Origin of the sequence: Nostoc sp. MS1, from assembly GCF_019976755.1 — a bacterium.
Taxonomy (GTDB): Bacteria; Cyanobacteriota; Cyanobacteriia; order Cyanobacteriales; family Nostocaceae; genus Trichormus.
In genome coordinates this window covers 3,992,441-4,012,107 of sequence record NZ_AP023441.1, presented here as the reverse complement: position 1 = coordinate 4,012,107, position 19,667 = coordinate 3,992,441, and the positions used below count along the sequence as shown (strand labels likewise).

Below are 19,667 nucleotides of genomic sequence, written 5' to 3'. Positions count from 1 at the left end.
TTAGGCTATAGTATTCCTGAATGTGATTAGGGAAGTAATAAAGTTGTGAGTAAAGTTGGTGTTTTGCCGCCTTGGTTGGTTTTAGATCCGCTATTACGGGGCTGGTTGTTGGAGGATGTTGGTCGGGGCGATCGCACTACGAATAGTCTGTTAGCTGCGGATGTTACTCTAGGCTCGGCGAAGTGGGTAGCGAAAGCACCAGGGGTAATTGCTGGTTTACCAGTTGCAGCAAGAGTGTTTCAGCTTTTAAATGAGAAGGTTAGTTTTGTAACTACTGCTGATGAAGGTGCATTTTGTGAGCCAGGACAGGTTGTGGCGGAAATGTCTGGTTCGCTTGATGCTTTGTTGATGGGGGAACGGGTAGCGCTCAATTTGGCTATGCGGTTGAGTGGAATTGCAACTTTGACTAATAAATATGTAGAACAAATTGCAGATTTACCTGCCCGTTTGGTGGATACGCGCAAGACTACGCCAGGTTTGAGGTTGTTGGAAAAGTACGCGACTGCCGTAGGTGGAGCGATTAATCACCGTATAGGGCTGGATGATGCGGTGATGATTAAGGATAATCATATCGCGGCGGCCGGGGGAATTAGTGAAGCTATTACTCGTATTCGCTCTCAGATTCCTTATACGTTAACGATAGAAGTAGAGACGGAAACGATTGAACAGGTGAAGGAGGCTTTGGAATATCAGGCTGACATTATTATGTTGGACAATATGCCTGTTGATTTGATGCGTCAGGCAGTGCAGTTAATTCGTCAGCAAGATAGTAGAGTAAAGATTGAGGCTTCTGGGAATGTGACCCTGGAAACTATTCGGGCGGTAGCTGAGACTGGTGTTGATTATATTTCTAGTAGTGCGCCTATTACTCAGTCGAAGTGGTTGGATTTAAGTATGAAGATTAGTTGAGATTATTTTCCTCATGCACAGACGCAAAGAATCATCAGGTGAAGGTTGAGTTTTTCATTGTCTGCAATTTCTGGGAAGAAGGAAATGATTAACTCATATTATCCATCATGCTCTTGAAGTGATCCAAGGGTTATGTAAAAATTGGGGTCTTTCGCATCTGAGGAATTGAGACATGGCGCGTCTAGCACTGCTGAGTGTATCTAATAAAACTGGTTTAATTGACCTAGCCCGTAGGTTGGTTGAAGAATTTGAATTTGATTTAATCAGTAGTGGGGGAACTGCTCAAGCCCTCAAGGATGCGGGTTTGCCTGTGACAAAGGTTGCAGATTATACTGGTTCGCCTGAGATTTTAGGTGGGCGCGTGAAGACTTTACATCCACGCATTCATGGGGGGATTTTGGCTAGGCGCGATGTTGCTCAAGATGTGGCAGATTTAGAAACTAACCAAATTCGTCCAATAGATTTAGTGGTGGTGAATCTTTATCCGTTTGAAGAGACTATTGCTAAACCAGGGGTAACTTTGGCGGAGGCTGTTGAACAAATTGATATCGGCGGCCCAGCGATGTTACGCGCATCATCAAAGAATTTTGCTCATCTAACAGTATTATGTGAACCGGCGCAGTATGATGAATATCTGCAAGAGTTACGGCAAAATAATGGGGAAGCTTCTTTAGAATTTCGCCAAAAGGCGGCTTTAAAAGGATTTCTACACACAGCAAATTACGATCGCGCGATCGCATCTTACCTCTCAGGTACGCAACAACACACCCTAAGCGGAAATGAATTACAATCTCTGCGTTATGGTGAGAACCCACATCAAAGTGCTGCTTGGTATCAAACTGGAACTACACCAACGGGATGGGCAGCAGCGAAGAAGTTGCAAGGGAAAGAACTGAGTTACAATAATCTGGTTGACTTGGAAGCTGCACGTAGAATTATTGCAGAGTTCGCTGATTCACCAGCCGCAACTATTATTAAACATACCAATCCCTGTGGTACGGCGTTAGGGAATACTATTGTTGAGGCCTATCAAAAGGCTTTTAATGCTGATGCTACTTCTGCGTTTGGGGGAATTGTCGCGTTGAACCGTACTATTGATGCGGCTACAGCTAAGGAATTAACTAAGACGTTTTTAGAATGTGTGGTTGCGCCTGACTGTGATGCAGAAGCGCAGCAAATTCTCGCCAAGAAATCTAATGTGCGAGTTTTGACATTGGCAGATTTGAGTAGTGGCCCTAAAACTTTGGTAAAACAAATTGCTGGGGGTTTTCTTGTGCAAGCGGCGGATGATATTGTTGCTGATACAACTCAATGGCAGGTCGTGACTGAAGTAAAACCTACAAATGATCAGTTAGAAGAATTGTTGTTTGCGTGGAAGGTTTGCAAACACGTAAAATCTAACGCTATTGTGGTGTCACGCGATTGCGCTACTTTGGGTGTAGGTGCAGGACAAATGAATCGTGTCGGTTCTGCAAAAATTGCTTTGGAACAAGCTGGTGAAAAAGCTAAAGGTGCAATTCTTGCTAGTGATGGCTTTTTTCCTTTCGATGATACTATCAGAGCCGCCGCCGCCACAGGTATTACTGCCATTGTCCAACCTGGAGGAAGTAGAAATGATCAAGATTCTATCAAAGCTGCTAATGAACTTGGTTTAGCAATGGTTTTAACTGGTGTACGTCATTTTTTACACTAAGATAACGCAATAGAGCCGAGAAACAAGAAAAATCTCTCACTGGCTACTTAGAACTCCTGAACGCTTGAATGTGGTGCAGTTTGGAAAGTGTCACTTCTAATACTCGCCTTGCTTTGAAAGCGATATATTCTCTGATTGTGTGAGGAGCAAGTTGAAATTAAAAGCGCTGGGAGTGGAAACACGGTAACACTTCTGAGCGCTTTTTAATTTATGATAGGGCTAAAGTCTTTACTACGAACTAGATGCTGAGTTATTTATCTTGAAGGACATTAGCTATTACCGTTGCTAATTCTGATGGTTCTACTGGTTTGGTGAGATGCCTTTGGAAACCAGCAGAGATAATTTTTTGAGAGTTCGCTTCCCCAGCAAAAGCAGTGAGAGCGATCGCAGGTAATATTGTGCCTGATGATACTTCCATTTCTCTAATTTGCTTAATCAGCATATAGCCATCGACATCTGGCATACCAATATCACTTAATAATATGTCTGGTTTGCTTTGAGCGATCGCTTCTAATGCTTCCTTCGCTGAACTCACTGCTTGAACATCTACGCCATACTGTTCCAAAACAAAATTCAGTAATTCTAGAGTATCGGTATCATCATCTACAACTACAATTCGCAAGCCTTGCAGATTTGGGGTAATGTCAGCAATCAAATCTTCGTCCTCTATGGGAGAAGCAACAATCAAGGGTAGCTTGACTGTAAATGTTGCGCCTAATCCTTCTCCAGAGCTGTTTACTTGTACAGAACCACCGTGAAGTTCTACAAGATGGCGGACTATTGCTAATCCTAACCCTAACCCACCAAATTTTCTAGTTGTTACCTCATCGGCTTGGCGGAAACGTTCAAATACATAAGGTAGAAAATCGGGACTAATACCTTTTCCTGTATCGCTGACTTTAATTTGAGCAATAGCACCGACTCTTTCTAGGCTGATTGTTACTTTACCACCTTCTGGTGTAAATTTCACAGCATTAGTAAGCAAATTCCACACTACCTGCTGTAAACGATTGGGGTCGCCCTCTACTGTACAGACAGAGGAAGTCAAATAAGTTTCTATGTGTATTGATTTACTGTCAGCTGTGAGACGTACAGTTTCTAATGCTGCTTCAATGGTATTTCCCAAGTCAACTGTACAGACATTTAAACTCAGTTTGCCACGTAAAATCCGTGACACATCAAGTAAATCGTCTATTAACCTTGCTTGTAATTTGGCATTGCGTTCAATAACTTCTAAGGCTTGATTAGTTTTGATGGCATCTAACTTGCGACTTTTGAGGAGTTTCGCCCAACCTAAAATGGGATTAAGTGGCGATCGCAATTCATGAGAGACTATGGCTAAAAAATCGTCTTTCATGCGGTTGGCTTGTTCTAATTCTATCCGCGCTGCACGTTCCCGTTCCCAAGCTTGAGCGCGTTCTTCAACCGCTAATTTTTGGTCATGAATGTCTGTGCAAGAACCAAACCATTTAATGATTTCACCATCTTCATTCATTAATGGCAATGCTCGTCCTAAATGCCAACGGTATTGTCCATCTACACGACGTAAACGATACTCAGTTTCGTAATCTTTGCCATTTGCTAGGCTATCTTGCCATTTTTCTATTGTTGGTTGCACATCATCAGGATGTAGAATATTTAACCATCCTTCACCTTTAACTTGTTCTAGAGTTTTTCCTGTGTAGTCGTACCAGCGTTGATTAAAATACTCATGATAACCATCTGGTTGTGTAATCCAGAACATTTGCGGCATTGTATTCGCCAAGGTGCGAAACATTAGTTCGCTTTGTTGGAGTGCGGCTTCTGCTTGTTTACGCTTTGTTAAGTCTAAAATGAAGCAAACCCATCTTGAGGAATTGTGAGTTAATCGAGCAGCACCCAATAAAATAGGAACAGACGAGCCGTCTTTACGAATATACTCTTTCTCAAAAGGAGTGCAGAATCCAGAGTTTAATACTTCCTGTACCTTAACTTGGTCAATTTGGGCATATTCTGGCGGTGTCATGTCTTGCCAATGCAACTTTCCTTTGAGTAAGTCCTCATGGGTATAACCAACCATTTCCAGGAAGGCATCGTTAGCAAAATGAATCCGTTCTACATCTGCCTCAATAATGCCAATAATACTTGATTGTAATAACTGCTGTAGTCGAGCCTCACTTTGCTGTAGCGCTTCTTCTGCTAATTTGCGCTCAGTCACATCGATATTGACTCCCACCATTCTTAATGGTTGACCACAATCATCATAAAAAATTCTAGCTCTTGCCTGTAACCAACAAACACTTTTATCTGCACGAATAATCCGAAAATCCGTGATAAATTCCTTTAAGCCTGTGGTTACCACTTGGTGTAATTCGGCTTCTACCTTAGCTAAATCATCGGGATGAACCCATTTTGACCAGTCGGCGAAAGTACCACCAAATTCACCCGGTTGCAAACCATAGATAGCTTCTAACTCTTGTGACCAAAAGTTGACATCAGTAGATATCCTCCAGTCAAAACTGCCGATTTTTCCTGATTTTTGTGCTAGATCCAGCCATTCTTGCTTTTGTTGTAGTTGAGACATCAATTGCTGACGCTCGGTGACATCAAGAAAGGCTCCGATTACACCTCGGACATTGCCATCTGTATCACGTAAAGGAGCAGCTTTGCCGTAAATATGCCGTACATCATCTTCACTAAAGATAAATTCAAACTCTGCTTCTACTTCTTTGCCAGTAATTCCGGCCTGCTGCATTGCTAGCTCATTGACAGGAACGTCCTCACCATTTTTTTTGATTTTAAAAGGAAATGGGTATTCTCCACTGGCAGGGGTGGCTGTCATAATTGAACCGGGAGGCAACCGCATCATTTCGTATGCTGCCGGGTTGACGCTCATAGAATGGCACTGAGGATCGTGTGCTATCCAGACAGCAGCCGGCACTGTTTCCATAATGGTTTCTAGTTCTTCTGCTCGTGCTTTAGCTAGGGCTTCACTTTGTCGTAATGCCAATTCTACCCGTTGGCGATCGCGTAACGCGGCTTGTTGTTCGCTAATATCTATATTGACGGCTATTGCATTGATAATTGCTCCGGTTTCATCTTTGATAGGGATAGCCGAGTTCAGGATAGTTTTTCTCTGCCCATCAAATGTTTCAATATCAATTTTTTCGCCAATGATGGCCTCACCAGTAGCTAAGGTTCGTGCTAGTGTCCAATCTTGGGCAGCCAAGGGCTTACCTGTATCTGCCCACCATCCTTTATATTCATGGTATTGATTGACATTATCCAGCAAGGGAGGGTCTTCACCCCAAATTGCTTTGACGGCTGGATTGATCTCCAAAAGTTGTCCTTTAGCATCAGAAATTACTACTCCTACAGGCAAAATATCCAGGATGGCGCGTAGGTGTTGGTGTTCGAGGTGGCTTTTTGCTGGTTCTTGGGCTTGCTTGTGTTGTGTAATGTCATTGAAGATGGCAAGCGTACCAGAGGTTTGAGGGTGTATGGGAAAGAGAGATTTTTCTTTGCTTGATGTTGTTAGCTTGGGATATGTTTGTAGTTTTAATAAACTAATAAATAGTGCTACTAAGGTAAAAACAATTAAATTTAGTGCCTCATTCCCTTGACTCACTAATAGAGAGTCAAAGGGCGCAACAAAAAAGTAAGCTTTAACTAAAATAGTTAAAACTGTAGCAACTAAACCAGTTATTAATCCACCATACCAGCTACTAAAAACCACAGCCGCCAATAACAGGGACGAAATTTCCATTTGTGAAGATTTTTCCAGCATTATGCCTAGTAACAGCGCTAATAATACCGACATGATAGAAATACAGTAACGCTGTAGATGAGAGCGCTGGATAAATGTCATACTGCGTTCAATCCTTTGCAGTAACCTGTTTATAAGACATATAGTTTTCTTTTTATAAAAGTCAACAATCTAAAGATATATTTTATTGCTATAAAAAATTTTATTTTTTAATTGAAAGGGAGACGGAGGCAACATAGCACTTTTGTTCTTCAGTGTTTGGTATAGTTTGCAGCGCTAACTTAATACCTCGACTAAATTTTTGTTGTCAAGTGAGCATTGCTTTTAAATTATAGCTTTATAGATTTATAAATAAATAGTCAAGCTCTTACCTAAGTTTTTTAAGAAACGTTAATTACTAATAATGATTCTTAGACTTTATTTAAAGAATTTATAAAGAGTTATAGATTATACTTGTCATCTCATAGCGTAAATGATATATTTCATTTGTGTGTGAGGAGCAAGTTAAAAATAAAAAACGTCTGGGGTGGAAACACGGTAACACTCCCAGGCGTTTTTTTATGATTCGAGAAAACATCACTCTATTTTGTGCAGAAAACAAACTGTCACAGGATAGATTTACTTTTTATAGTCACAAGTGCTATTTTATATTTGTGTGTGAGGAGCAATGTTAGAAATAAAAAGCGTCTGGGGTGGAAACACGGCAACACTCCCAGGCGCTTTTTATTTGAGTGTAGTATTTTTTGTACAGTTGGCGAAGTGTCACACAATATACTTGCCTTTCAAAATCAAAAGTGCTATTTTTTATTGGTGTGTGAGGAGCAAGTTGAAACGTAAAAAGCATCTGGGGTGGAAACACGGTAACACTCCCAGGTGCTTTTTATTTATGGTGAAATATGGATAGGCTAGTCAGTTAACTTTTGATGAAAGTCCACTCTAGTACCTTAATTGGAGCGGTTTGTAGTGCTTGAGTAAGTTCGGAATTACTCTTAAACTTAACATGATGTAAGTCACAAGCCTCGACATTGACAGTAAATTTATCGTCTTCAAAAGGCCAAGGTTCGACAGTGACTAGGCGATCGCTACGTTGCATAATGTCATAACGTTTACCATCTGGGCCTTTGCTGATTTCGAGAAAACGTTCATCAGCTGGTAATTCTTGTTGGCAGAGAATGAGAGATAAGCGATCGCACCACTGCATAAAAGCATAAGCTGCATCTGCATCATCCTTCTCTATGCCAAGTTCTTGACGAAAATGCTTTTGATTCTCTAGTTGTTCATCTAGAAATTTATCGAATGCGGGTGATTGTCCTCTTTTAGACTCATTCAAACGACTAATGTGCATAGAAATTAACATAGCTACCCAACGCCCACGATAACGGGCGTTCTTAGCCAAATCAGCTAGTTTCTGAAATGATTCTTCTGAGCTATCTTTCGTTAAAGTATCATCAGTCATTAAGAAGTCTTTAGGCGCACCAGCTTCTGTCAGATTATCCTCTTCCCATTCTTTTTCTAAATCATCATGGTGAGAAATTGCAGCTAAAGTTTCATAGATTCTAGGCGGGGAGTTTTTACGTTTCCATTGTCCTGCTAATTGAGCTGCCAATAAGGCATGAGCGCGGTGGTAAATAACTTCCCATCCCGTTGATGTTGCGTTTACAATCACAAATTAATCTCCTCTGCTTTAAATTGTGATTATTAAAATAAATTACTAAAATAAAATTAATTTGATTATTTAATTGGTGGGCAATGCCCACCAAACATAGGAATTAAAAAATAACTTTCAACACTGTATAGGTAAGATAGATAATTAATTGCTTCTAAATTTTTCTCCAATTAGTTACCCAACAGACTCATTGTTAGGTAACTAATTGATAGATGCTCCAGCAAACAATACCTAACTGAGATTTAACCCCAATATCTTGAATTAAGAGTGTTTTTCCAAGGGGTTAGCCACATATTCAAATGTTGGCTCTGAGTTCCAAGGGCCACGTTCATCATGACCGTTGCCATTAGTTGATAAATTGTAATAGAGTGCTACGGTTTCGTCAAGTTGAATGTTACCAAAGAAGGGATCTGTTAGTTTACCCAGTGACTCTAAAGCTTTCATAAACATCTGGGTATGAGAGATTTCACGTGTGAGAAGATGAACCAATGTTTCCTTAGTACCTTCGTCTGGTGATAGCTTAATTAGTGCTTCGTAGGTTTGCCGCGCTCCCGCCTCAGATGCAATGTTAGCTCTTAAATCTCGAACTACATCTCCACCTTCATTCAGATAATTTGCTGTCCAGGCATTACCTTGACTATCTAAGAAGTGAGGCCCCATACCCCTTACGGCGAAGAGGGTACTTTTATAAGCCTCTGTTTGATCTACGTTCTTTGTATGCGCTTCGATGAGTTTACCAACCATCTCTAAATGGCTAAACTCTTCGATGGCGATATCTTGCAGCATATCTTTAATTCCTGCATTTTCAACATGGAATGATTGCACCCAATATTGTAATGCTGCCGATAATTCACCTGTTGCTCCGCCAAATTGCTCTAGAAGTAATTGAGCAAAACGAGGATTAGCTTCATCAATGTTGACAACATGAATCGGCTCTTTCTTATGATAAAACATGAACTGCCTCTTCGATTAAGTTCGACAATTAAATACTAAGCATTTGCTTAGTATTTAATTTTTAAACGCTTACAATAGATAAAGAATACGACTATTGATTCTTAAATTAAAACACTGCTATTTCTGAATGTTTTCTTAGAAGCCAGTATTGTAATTATCGAGATAAAAATAACTGGCTTCTTACGTCTTACGCATTGTAGTAACGCAAGTTTAAACGCTTCTGCTTCTGCTGAGTAGTCCCCAAAGATAGATAGCAACGATTGCACCAAGAACAGCAATCAAAAGACCAGGAAGACTTAATGTAGTAGCTGCAAATTGTAAGCTTCCCGTGGAGAACAGGCTATATAAGCTACCCCCAATAAAGGCACCTATAATACCTAGAATGATTGTAGAGAGAATACCGCCACCTTGTGTACCTGGATAAATAGCTTTGGCGATCGCACCAGCTAATAGACCTAAGATTACCCAAGCAATTATATTCATAATGACCTCGAAAAATTTACTTGCTTCTGTATCCAGGTTACTAAGTCTGCTTTACAATTGTTTCTCCCAAATGAAATAAATGGAGAAAGCCAGAAGATAGATATAGTCAGTCATCCATTAATAAACTATCAGCTATATATAATGAGCTATTTTTAAAATTAAGGAAATTAAGGTTTTGATATGGATAATACGAAAATTTATCTTATTTATAACTTTAGTTAGTAGCTTTGGACTAATTACATGATAGATAATTTTGAGTTTAAGATAGAAATTATTTCATTTAGCCTGCTAATCACTTTAAATCTCGCTAATTTTTATTACAGGTATTTAAGAAATTTTTTAAAACAGCTTCATATTAAGGCAAAAAAGTTTCATAATCTTCGACACACATAAACTACAAATAAGCAATACCAATTATGGCTATATTTTTCATATCCTACTTTTAAAGTATATCAATAGGAATTTGCACCAGACTTAACGCTAACAGATATTGGTAGTACTTTTGTATAAAAGAATATTAGGGCTACGTAACCAAGTTTTGTAAAGCCATAGCATACTGAGTAAAACTAATAGTGAACTATAAATGTACTGTATCCACAGTGGAAGTAGTAAAACTAAAGGACGACCACCAAAGACAAAAAAGAAGTTGAAAACTCCAAAGGTGGAAACAGTATAAATGCGATGGCGAATGATATTTGGTGACAAATTGAGGTGACGTAATCTACTGTAGACTTTTGCTTGTTTTTCCACAAATAGTCCTAAAAGATAAGTAAATACTGTAGCCCCTGCCAATACCATTGGTACGGCAAATAATTTAGGTATATGAATTGCTTCTCCAAATAGATAAAATCCAGGACTGAATAATGATGCAGGCTGGTTATATTGTCTTACCCAAGCACCTGAAAAGTAATACTCCCAATTACCTGCATAAAGGTAAGCTGTTACGCAGCTAAAGTTAATAAACAGCATTACCTTTATTTTTAATCTTGCGTTCCCATTTAATAATAAGTCCACCTTGATTGAGCAATTTATTTAACAATTCTTCTAGCTGTGATACAGACTCAAACAATCTATGAGCTATATATTCTTTAGCTGAATGCCAAAGCAATTCAATTAAATTATAATCTGGACTATAAGGTGGAAGAAATTCTAGAATAATATTTGGCATTTCTGACTCAATTTTAGATAAAATATCTTTCCTTTTATGGAAACTAGCATTATCTAGTATGATAACTATTTTCGCTGAACCATCTTTAAATTCTTCAACTGATTTCCCTTGTTCTACCCATTCTTGTAACAGAAAATTATTTAGAGATTTAATCTGTTCATAGAATACATCTGCATTTCCTTTTTTTATGACAAAATTTATTCTTTTCTTGTCATGATAACGTAACCCTCCCATAATATTTACTCTTCCTCTTCTCCTTTGCCCTGTAACTTTTTTCCTTGTACCTTTCTTACCCCAACTTTTTCTTCTTATCACTCTTAAACTAAATCCACTTTCGTCCCAAAAGCATACTTGTAAACGCTCTGGAGTTTTTTTGGTTATTCTTAAATATTCTGATAGCTTTTCTTGAAATGCCTTACGCTTTTCAGGATTCTGTTTGTCCTCTAGGCTGTATTTTGCCCAGAGGTAAACGTACTTTTTTCGCTCTAATATTCTCCTAACTTGAGAGCCGCTTAACTTAATTCCTGTTGTTTCTTCAAGATATGTTGCTAATCTTGCCGCCGTCCATCGACCAAATTCATATCCATTTTCTACTGGGTCTTTCTCAATTATTTCTAATAACAAATTTTCATATTCTTTGGTAACTTTGCGGCAGTTACCTTCTCTTCTTCCATCTAAAAAGCTTTCTAAATTATCCGGGTCGCCGTGAACTGCCCAATATGCGACTGTCGGATATGCAATCTCTAAAAAATTGCTAATTTCTTGATATGTTTTTCCATCATTTATCAACAGAATAATCAGAATCTTCTCTCTTACATAAGGATTTTCATGCTCTTTTAGTGTTTTCAGTAGCCTTTCCTTCTGCTCTTGAGAAAGATGGTTTTTTGCTGGCATATATGGCCGATAATAGTTTTTACTTAAGTTTATATTATACAATTAAGCTGCGTAGCAGCTTAGTAGTAAACAAAAAAACCAATGACTAAACCAACGTAGCCATAACGTACAAAAGTTTCTTCTGGTTTCTTGAGTTCATGCCAATACGCTCGTTCAGGATCTATATCAATACATAAATTTTTGCAACCCACACAAGCAACCCTTTCTATACCTTCTGGCGAAACAATACGGCACATCGACTGAGTAATTATTAGTTGATTACTTGCATTAGTCCCATTATTGAATAATCCACCAAATGGACTATAGATTTTTTCTACGGGAGCCATTGGGCAGAAATAATTACACCAAGTTTTTCCGCCATAGAGGTAGCCAATAGTAATGGCGAAAACAATTGTAAATAATAACCATAATCCTAGCAATAAGCGATCAGCATCAAAGAATAATAGGCGACCACATAGTCCTATGTATAACCATGCAAACTGTAAGTAAGTAAGTCGTGGAGAAAATTTATAAGTATGTAACAAAGAATTAAGCAGAAGAATAAGAGTTAAATTTTACACGTTGCGTACTGTAGTTTCCCTTTTCTCCTCTATTTTGAACTCCATCAATGACAGCATAGGCAAGGTCTAATTCATCCTCAAAACTTTGAGAAGCTAGTTCATTTTTTTTCAGGTGTTGCCACTCCAATTCAATTGGATTCATCTCTGAGCAATATTTAGGTAAAAAGAAGATGTACAAACCCATCTCTTCCCACTTTGTCCATAATTGCTGAACTTCTTTGCACCGATGTATCGGGCCGTTGTCCTGAACGATGACTCTGATACGACCTGCTTTTTGGGCTTCAAGTGCTTCAAGCTCCATCATTTGAATATAGGATTTGCGTGAAACGCCACCAATCACTAGACCGTACACAAAACTAATTAGGGGTTGAAGAAACCCAATAATACTTAACCTTCGACCCCGACGCTTACTCTGCTCCAGGCGTTTTTGCTGACCTCGGAAGTAGTAACTGTAACTGGGTTCACTCCAGGCACAAAACCCTGATTCATCCATATACTTTAAATCGATTTCTCCAGCAGCAGCAGATAATTCCAACATCTCTAAGTCTGCCTGTTTGATTTGCTGCAATACTTTGTCTTGCTTTCCTTTGTGGCTTTTTCTAGTTCGCTTCCAAATGACCCCCTTTTTTTGAGTACCTGCCTTAACCAGTCAGGACTCAATTTCACGGAGCGTTCTTGCTCTAATTTTTGGGCTAATTGAACACTATTATATGTACGTGGTTCTTGCTCCAAGCATTTTTCTAAGAACGCCATGTCAGCTTCTGCCCACCTTGATTTTCCTCCCCGCCCTGCTTTCTCCCACAGTCCTTCTAGACCTTGTTTTTCCCATCTATGCAAAACTTCTCTTACTGTTTGGGCAGTCCAGTCAAAGTGATCTGCTATCTTCTCTACGTACCAACCATGTGCGCTTAATCTGATCACTTCGGCTCGGTCTTTCACTTTCTGGGGTACATCTGCCGTTCTCAGGTTGAACAAAATTTTATCTTGCTTAGGAGTCAGAAATACCCTTAAACGGCTGCCCATATCCCTGTTACCTTGGTAGACACATTTATGTATTTACTTATCTTTACACACTTTGGTTTTTTCACCTTGTTCTACTTATCCGTAAAACTGCTTTTAAGATTAGCTGCTGAATTTGCTCAATTGCGATCGCTACATTAACTAGGTTTCCCAGCAAAAACAAGATTTATGTTCTATCGAACTTTCCAACTGAGCTATTTTAATCTCATCCCTTGATAGCGATCGCATGATTTTTCACGTCTTTCATCTCATTTGCGCAAAAAAGTCATATAAGAGACTTCGTTGCTTTTAGCTTAGGTGTAGCCTCAGAATGAGAGTGATCATTTTAGATAAAATCTCCCTTGGAGAGTGGGAGAATTTCAAATGTGAACCTCAATACCTGCACAACAGGTAAGCAATAAATAAACTCTGTCTGGACACTGCTGAATATGGCAATTAACTTTCCGAAGTGGCTGGCTGTATTAGTCACTATTCTTGCCCTGAACCTGTTTATGCCAGTAGTTGTGGCAGCATCATTTGGGCTGAATACTCCATCAATAGCAATTCATGCTTCTGCTGCTAATTTGGTTACTACGTATCCTTCTTTTGCTGATTTGGATTTGACTCCTTTGCAGCGTCAACGATTACAAGCCGTGCTGCAACGCAGAAATAGAGAAATTCAAGTAGTTTTAGATATTTCGCAACGTGACGAACTCAGGCATCGACTACACTCTGGCGATAGCTTGAACCAAGCTTTGACTGCACTGGAACTGCAACCAGAACAAGAACGTCTGATTAAAGCTATAGAACAGTTAACAAATTTAAAGCTGAGGGCGCTGTTATCCCGATACTCATCATCAAGCTTTATTAATTAAAACCTGTCTGCCTCTCATGGGAAAAAATGCGATCGCCTCTGGGGATATAATGAGAGCGATCGCTTACTGCAAATCTAAATCTGAACAAATCATAAAAATTATTCGCCACTCTTAATCCGAAATCCTTTGTTTTCAGGCGTTCTATAATTTTAAATTAATTTATTCCTAGTCTCCAATCCCTAATCCCTATTTATAATTAATCTTGCCCTATTTAGTTCGTTACCATGTCGGAAGAAGATATCCGTGCCGCTAGGCTGGAGAAAGTAGAACAACTCAGGCAGATAGGAACTAACCCCTACGCCTACCGTTGGGAGTCTACCCATCACGCAGCCGAATTGCAAGAACAATTTGTCGATTTACCCAGTGGTGAAGAAGTTGATTTAGAAGTCGCCATTGCTGGACGCATTATGGCGCGTCGGGTTTTTGGTAAGCTGGCTTTCTTCACCTTAGAAGATGAAACAGGCACAATTCAGCTTTATTTAGATAAAAATCGTATCCAAGAAAGCATGGCAGAAATTGATGCCGATGCTTTTAATCATCTCAAACAACTCACAGATGTAGGCGATATCCTGGGAGCTAAGGGAACAGTAAAACGGACTGAAAAGGGCGAATTATCAGTTTACGTCAAACAATACACCATCCTCACTAAATCTCTTTTGCCCCTACCCGACAAGTGGCATGGGTTAACGGATGTTGCCAAGCGCTACCGTCAACGCTATGTTGACTTAATTGTTAACCCCGAAGTCCGGCAAACGTTCCGCCGTCGCGCTCAAATTACCGCAGGTATTCGCCGTTATTTAGAACAACGTGATTTTTTAGAAATTGAAACTCCAGTTCTACAAAGTGAAGCTGGTGGTGCTGATGCGCGTCCCTTCATTACCTACCACAACACCTTGGAAATGGAGTTGTATCTGCGAATAGCTACAGAACTCCATCTCAAGCGGTTAATTGTGGGTGGTTTTGAAAAGGTGTTTGAATTGGGGCGAATTTTCCGCAATGAGGGAATCTCTACCAGACACAACCCCGAATTTACCTCAATTGAAATTTACCAAGCCTACGCCGACTACAATGACATGATGGAGCTAACGGAAGGTATTATTACCACCGTTGCCAAAGATGTACTCGGCACATTGCAAATTACCTACCAAGGTGCAACCGTAGATTTAACACCACCTTGGCGGCGGGTGACAATGCACGATTTGGTGAAGGAACATACAGGCTTAGATTTCCATGCTTTCTCCAGTTTGGATGAAGCGAAAGCAGCAAGTAAAAATGCTGGCATTCCTGGCGTGGATGAAGCCCAATCTATAGGTAAATTACTGAATTTAGCATTTGAAGAAAAGGTAGAAACTAGCCTAATTCAGCCTACTTTTGTGATTGATTATCCTGTAGAAATTTCTCCATTGGCTAAACCTCACCGTTCTCAACCAGGGTTAGTGGAAAGGTTTGAGTTATTCATAGTTGGGCGCGAAACTGCGAATAGTTTCTCAGAATTAACCGACCCCATTGACCAAAGAGAACGGTTGGAAGCCCAAGCCGCGAAAAAAGCAGCTGGTGACTTAGAAGCCCAAGGCGTAGATGAAGATTTCCTCACTGCTTTGGAATACGGGATGCCACCCACTGGCGGTTTAGGCATCGGCATTGATCGGTTAGTGATGTTATTAACTGATTCTCCTAGTATTAGGGATGTGATCGCATTCCCCTTACTCAAGCCGGAAAGCAGCTTTGTTAAGGAATTTCGCTATGATTCCAAAACTCAAACATTGACTGTTGAATTTGATAGTGGAAGTGTTTATGAGTATTTCAAAGTACCTCCTAGTATTAAGGAAGAATGGGACAATGCACCATCCAAGGGTCAATATTTCAACAAGTCTATCAAAGGGAAATTTAAGTCTGAACAGTTGAGTTGAGATAGTAACTGTATCTAGTCATCAGTTTTGGTAAATAAACATAAATAAAGTGCGTCTAGGAAAACCTAAACGCACCTTATTTTTATTCAATGCTCTATAACTAATTTGCCACTTCCGCTATTTCAATAATCCGCCCCTCATAATCCTTAACTAGAAAATTTAGGGGTTTATTGTTACGTATCTTTAATTTCAAGCCGCGTGTTTCCACCCGCATTAAAATCATTTCCAAGCAATCACGGTCGAAGCAAACGTGACGTTGCTGATTTTTTACGCCCAAACTCGCGCCTGTAATAACGTGCAGTTGAGTATTTTTCTTCAGTTGATACCACAACCCATCGCTGGCATTGGTCATAGACTTACCCGACCAATTAGGGCTTGTGGACATATATAGCGGATCTATCCCCGTTGCGCCTATAGTTTGTTCGTAGTTGTAGTAGTAATGTAACGGTACTTCTGCGGCTGGCAAATCTAGCAGCCCTTCGTATAATTGTCGGGCAATTTCTAAGTCGGACACCATCACGGTATGCACTTTAGGAGCGCTAGTGAGAAATAACCACATAGCGCCAGCATATGCTGCTAAGAGCATCACCATGATGCCTTGGGTAGAAAATAGGCTATCCAGGGGTAGCGAGGGCAAGAAGGAGCCTAAAAAGGGGGTAAGCCGGAAAGATAAGACACTAACTGCTATAACCATGAACAAATCAAAAATTATATAAGGGAGCCGCTTTTATTTTTCTCTATAAAGACTTCAGTTAAGAGGTCTTTGTTCTAGTGTACAAGACTAAACTAAGCTTGTTGACAATTACCTGTTAACAGGCGACTGTCAACACGAAAACTACAAATTAGATACACAATACCAAAGTTTTATTGCCCACTTTATTTTAACCAGTATCAACGGACGACCTTATGCAAATTCCCCATTTTTCAGAAGCTAATCATCCATTGGTAAAGTCGCTATTCCACCACACTGACCAAGAGTTGCTGGATCTGTTTCAGCATCATCCCGATGCTGGCAAATATTTCACTGTGATTTTCTGCCGTTATAGCCCTATAGTCTACACCTTGATTCAACATTCGGCGCGATCGCCTGTACAGGCAGATTATCTTTTCGCCCTCACTTGGCGGCACATCTATTATGAACTCGGTGGACTCAATTTAAAAAATCCCTCCCCTGGTCATGAAGGTTTAACTTTGCAAAATTGGCTAATCAACATCACAGCTTTCTGTATCAACGAAATTCAGCTACCACCCACCGAAGCAATTCATTATTCTCTGCAAGCAACTTCACCACCGCTTTGGTGTTATGTAGAACAAGCTTTAGACCAACTACCCCCAATGTTACGTTTAATGCTTTTAATGGCGCAAACCTTTCACTGGAGCGAGACTCGCATTGCAGCTTACTTACAAGCGGAAGGGGAAAAAGTGACACCTGCTGAGGTAGCCAATTTTCTCCAGGAAGGCTATCGTATGCTAGAGGACAAATTACCCGCAGACATCCGCGCTATATACTTGGGTGAAGATTTAGTTAAGTCTTAGCTTAAGTATATATCCGTATAATGCTAGTCTTCATGCTGACATAATAAAACTTTTTTGCCAGCTTACACTTAAATCCGCGATTTCATGGGTAAGTTTTATGACACAACAGCATTTATTCTCTAGCACTAAAGCTAAAAACTACAAGTTGTTTGGTTTTTACTTATTAATTCTCATTTCCCTGCTGTATCCTGTAACAGCAGGCGCGGCTGATATTACTCAACAACTCCATCGTCCTAAAAATGGTTTTTTTAGACAACCATCTAGGGATGATGCTGATTCACTATTACGGGTGGCTGAACAACAATATGCTGCGGGATATCCCGAAAAGGCTATTGACGCTGGTTTGCAGGCGCTGGATATTTTTCACTTGGTTGGCGATGTCAAAGCAAAAGGTCAAACTTACAATTTGTTAGCTAAAGCTTATATACAATTGGGGCGTTATAAAGAAGGTGAAGACGCATTACGCCGACATTTAGCGATCGCCCGTGACACCAAAGATTTTCAATCACAAATTTTTGCCCTAAATAATTTGGGTACTTTACTATTGCAATATGGTGAACCCAAAATCGCCGGCGAGACTATCGAAGACGCATATACTATCGCCGACAATGTGAAGAATATCGAAGGTGAAGGATTATCCTTAAGTAATTTAGGTCTTGTAGCAGCCAGGCTAGGTGATTACAACAAAGCGATTAAACTTTATGAAACAGCTTTAATTTTCCGCCGTCGTACTGGTGATACGCAAGGTGAGATAAATACTTTAAATAATTTAGGTGATGCTTACTTAGCGGCTGGTAATTATCAGGATACGATTAGCAGCTATGGCGCAGCTATGAGGATGGCTAAAAGTATAGGTGATCGCTCTAATCAATTACGAGCCATTGACGGCTTAGTCACAGCGCACAGCGCAGGCGGACGTTATGAACGCGCCTTTGACTTACTCCAAGAGCGTTTAACCATCGCCCAAGAATTACAAAATCCGCGAGAAGAATTAAATTCCTTCGCCTCCTACGCAAAATTATACGAGCAGCTAGGTAACTACCCAACTGCCCGTAATTTCTACGAAAGAGCCATTATCCTTTCTCAAAGCCTAGAAGACAACAAAGAGGAAGCCTTACTACGCGATCGCATGACGCAAATGTTAAGAAGTAAAAAGTGAAGAGTCAATAGTCCACAGTCCATAGTCAAAAGTCCAGAAATTATTGACTGTTGACTAATGACTAATTTAAAAATACCGAACCGTTGTTTTCAATCCTTAAGGCGCGTCTATCTTGCCCTTGGCTAGTAGTTTCCTTTAATCTGACTTCTAACTGTCCTGATTGGCTGGAAGTTTGGGGGGTTGCTTGTAACAATCCTCCGTCTTCGCGTTGGAAGGTAACTGTAACTGGTGCGGCTAAACCTTGGAGTGTAACATTAGATTTGCCTGGGAGCGATCGCGGTGCGGTGTCACCAATTACTTGATAGGTTACTGTAGCGGCTGTGTCATTAACCAATCTGATGTTTACTCTACCGTTTACTGTGGCAATCCGAGCGCTGGGACTTTGCTGCTGGCTGGGATAAGGTGTCACACTTTGATCAGTTGGAGTCTGGCTTGCTGGTGTCACACTTGGTTGCGTAGTTTCTGGTTGTACAGAACCTTGGGGTTGCAATCCACTTTGAGAGCGATTGTAAGGTGCTTCATTCAAAATGGTGGGATTGGGGTTGGTTGCTGAACCTGCTTCGCCACCCACACCTAATCTTATTTGTTCGGCTGTTGGATTAGCGGGAACATTACTTTGATTAAGTTGACCTTGGTCTATTAATTGTTGAGTATAGGCATTAGGTGGGCAACCTTGTGGAACTGCAACCTGATTATTATGGGGTGCTTCGTAAAAAATTCTCGGACAAGGATTGACTTGAGAGGTAGTTTGATTAATTTGTTGCTGATTAGTTGGTTGTTGTGCCAAGACTGCTTGTGGAATCACTGATGCACCCATCAATAAGCTGCCACAAACAGCACTTAATAATTCAGCAGATTTGCGAAACTTGGAAGAATTACTCATTGTTTACTCCTGGGATAACTCAAACTTAAGAGAAGCTTAAATATTATGTATTTGGTTATTAAATTAATTAAATTAAAACTAGACTGAGCAATTACAAAGCGTATTAAAGTATTTATAATTTAACAACTATTTTTCGCTTTTTTATCTAACTTTAGGCTTGAAAATAAACTAAAAAAATATTATTATAGATTTATATCTTTAGTGTGATGTATATCAAATAATAAAATATATTA

General features: G+C 39.9%; 16 protein-coding genes. 6 read left to right on the top strand and 10 right to left on the bottom strand.

The genetic code is table 11. The features are described 5' to 3' along the window. The first annotated feature begins 45 nt into the window (after window positions 1–45). Together nadC and purH are read left to right on the top strand one after the other, a co-directional pair. Window positions 46–909 (top strand): carboxylating nicotinate-nucleotide diphosphorylase, encoded by an 864-nt coding sequence (gene nadC / locus NSMS1_RS17350; RefSeq protein ID WP_224085976.1) that lies wholly within the window; start codon window positions 46–48, stop codon window positions 907–909. A gap of 172 nt (window positions 910–1,081) precedes the next feature. Beyond that, entirely contained in the window at window positions 1,082–2,602 is a 1,521-nt protein-coding gene (purH, locus tag NSMS1_RS17345) for a bifunctional phosphoribosylaminoimidazolecarboxamide formyltransferase/IMP cyclohydrolase (RefSeq protein WP_224085974.1), read from the top strand. A gap of 250 nt (window positions 2,603–2,852) precedes the next feature. Here the strand turns inward: purH and NSMS1_RS17340 are convergent, their stop codons facing one another. The 8 genes from NSMS1_RS17340 to NSMS1_RS17305 all read right to left on the bottom strand — a co-directional run bounded on the left by NSMS1_RS17340 (window position 2,853) and on the right by NSMS1_RS17305 (window position 13,095). Then, window positions 2,853–6,449, bottom strand: coding sequence for a PAS domain S-box protein (locus NSMS1_RS17340; protein ID WP_224085973.1), 3,597 nt, complete (start codon window positions 6,447–6,449; stop codon window positions 2,853–2,855). Window positions 6,450–7,260: 811 nt separating this feature from the next. Then, entirely contained in the window at window positions 7,261–8,013 is a 753-nt protein-coding gene (locus NSMS1_RS17335; RefSeq protein WP_224085972.1) for a DUF3891 family protein, read from the bottom strand. A 261-nt stretch (window positions 8,014–8,274) separates the two neighbouring features. Further along, entirely contained in the window at window positions 8,275–8,967 is a 693-nt protein-coding gene (locus NSMS1_RS17330) for a manganese catalase family protein (RefSeq protein WP_224085971.1), read from the bottom strand. Between the two features lie 210 nt (window positions 8,968–9,177). Then, the gene (locus NSMS1_RS17325) at window positions 9,178–9,450 is read right to left on the bottom strand and encodes a GlsB/YeaQ/YmgE family stress response membrane protein (RefSeq protein WP_224085970.1); all 273 of its coding nucleotides are present in this window, start codon (window positions 9,448–9,450) and stop codon (window positions 9,178–9,180) included. Between the two features lie 480 nt (window positions 9,451–9,930). Next, window positions 9,931–10,419, bottom strand: a complete 489-nt coding sequence (locus NSMS1_RS17320; RefSeq protein ID WP_224085969.1) for a hypothetical protein — start codon at window positions 10,417–10,419, stop codon at window positions 9,931–9,933. Then, entirely contained in the window at window positions 10,406–11,512 is a 1,107-nt protein-coding gene (locus tag NSMS1_RS17315) for an IS630 family transposase (RefSeq protein WP_224085968.1), read from the bottom strand. The genes NSMS1_RS17320 and NSMS1_RS17315 overlap by 14 nt, the downstream gene beginning before the upstream one ends. Before the next feature lie 59 nt (window positions 11,513–11,571). Further along, window positions 11,572–12,036, bottom strand: coding sequence for a 4Fe-4S binding protein (locus tag NSMS1_RS17310; RefSeq protein ID WP_224085967.1), 465 nt, complete (start codon window positions 12,034–12,036; stop codon window positions 11,572–11,574). A 4-nt stretch (window positions 12,037–12,040) separates the two neighbouring features. Further along, window positions 12,041–13,095 (bottom strand): IS630 family transposase gene (locus NSMS1_RS17305; protein ID WP_224085966.1). Its coding sequence is split into 2 segments (ribosomal slippage): window positions 12,041–12,700 and window positions 12,703–13,095, totalling 1,053 coding nucleotides; the frame shifts between segments, so codons are not numbered across the junction. A gap of 425 nt (window positions 13,096–13,520) precedes the next feature. On the opposite strand from NSMS1_RS17305, the gene NSMS1_RS17300 reads away from it, so the two are divergent. Beyond that, window positions 13,521–13,946, top strand: a complete 426-nt coding sequence (locus NSMS1_RS17300) for a hypothetical protein (protein ID WP_224085964.1) — start codon at window positions 13,521–13,523, stop codon at window positions 13,944–13,946. 224 nt (window positions 13,947–14,170) lie between these two features. Further along, window positions 14,171–15,856, top strand: a complete 1,686-nt coding sequence (gene lysS, locus NSMS1_RS17295) for a lysine--tRNA ligase (protein WP_224085961.1) — start codon at window positions 14,171–14,173, stop codon at window positions 15,854–15,856. A 100-nt stretch (window positions 15,857–15,956) separates the two neighbouring features. Here the strand turns inward: lysS and NSMS1_RS17290 are convergent, their stop codons facing one another. Beyond that, a complete protein-coding gene (locus NSMS1_RS17290) occupies window positions 15,957–16,550 on the bottom strand; it encodes a glyoxalase-like domain protein (RefSeq protein ID WP_224085958.1) in 594 nt (197 codons plus the stop codon). A 212-nt stretch (window positions 16,551–16,762) separates the two neighbouring features. On the opposite strand from NSMS1_RS17290, the gene NSMS1_RS17285 reads away from it, so the two are divergent. Together NSMS1_RS17285 and NSMS1_RS17280 are read left to right on the top strand one after the other, a co-directional pair. Continuing rightward, window positions 16,763–17,392: a sigma-70 family RNA polymerase sigma factor gene (locus NSMS1_RS17285; RefSeq protein WP_224085955.1), complete on the top strand. Its 630-nt coding sequence runs from the start codon at window positions 16,763–16,765 to the stop codon at window positions 17,390–17,392. Window positions 17,393–17,489: 97 nt separating this feature from the next. Next, entirely contained in the window at window positions 17,490–18,551 is a 1,062-nt protein-coding gene (locus NSMS1_RS17280; RefSeq protein ID WP_224085954.1) for a tetratricopeptide repeat protein, read from the top strand. A 61-nt stretch (window positions 18,552–18,612) separates the two neighbouring features. Here NSMS1_RS17280 and NSMS1_RS17275 read toward each other — a convergent pair whose 3' ends face one another. Next, the gene (locus tag NSMS1_RS17275; protein WP_224085951.1) at window positions 18,613–19,434 is read right to left on the bottom strand and encodes a hypothetical protein; all 822 of its coding nucleotides are present in this window, start codon (window positions 19,432–19,434) and stop codon (window positions 18,613–18,615) included. Window positions 19,435–19,667 lie beyond the last annotated feature (233 nt).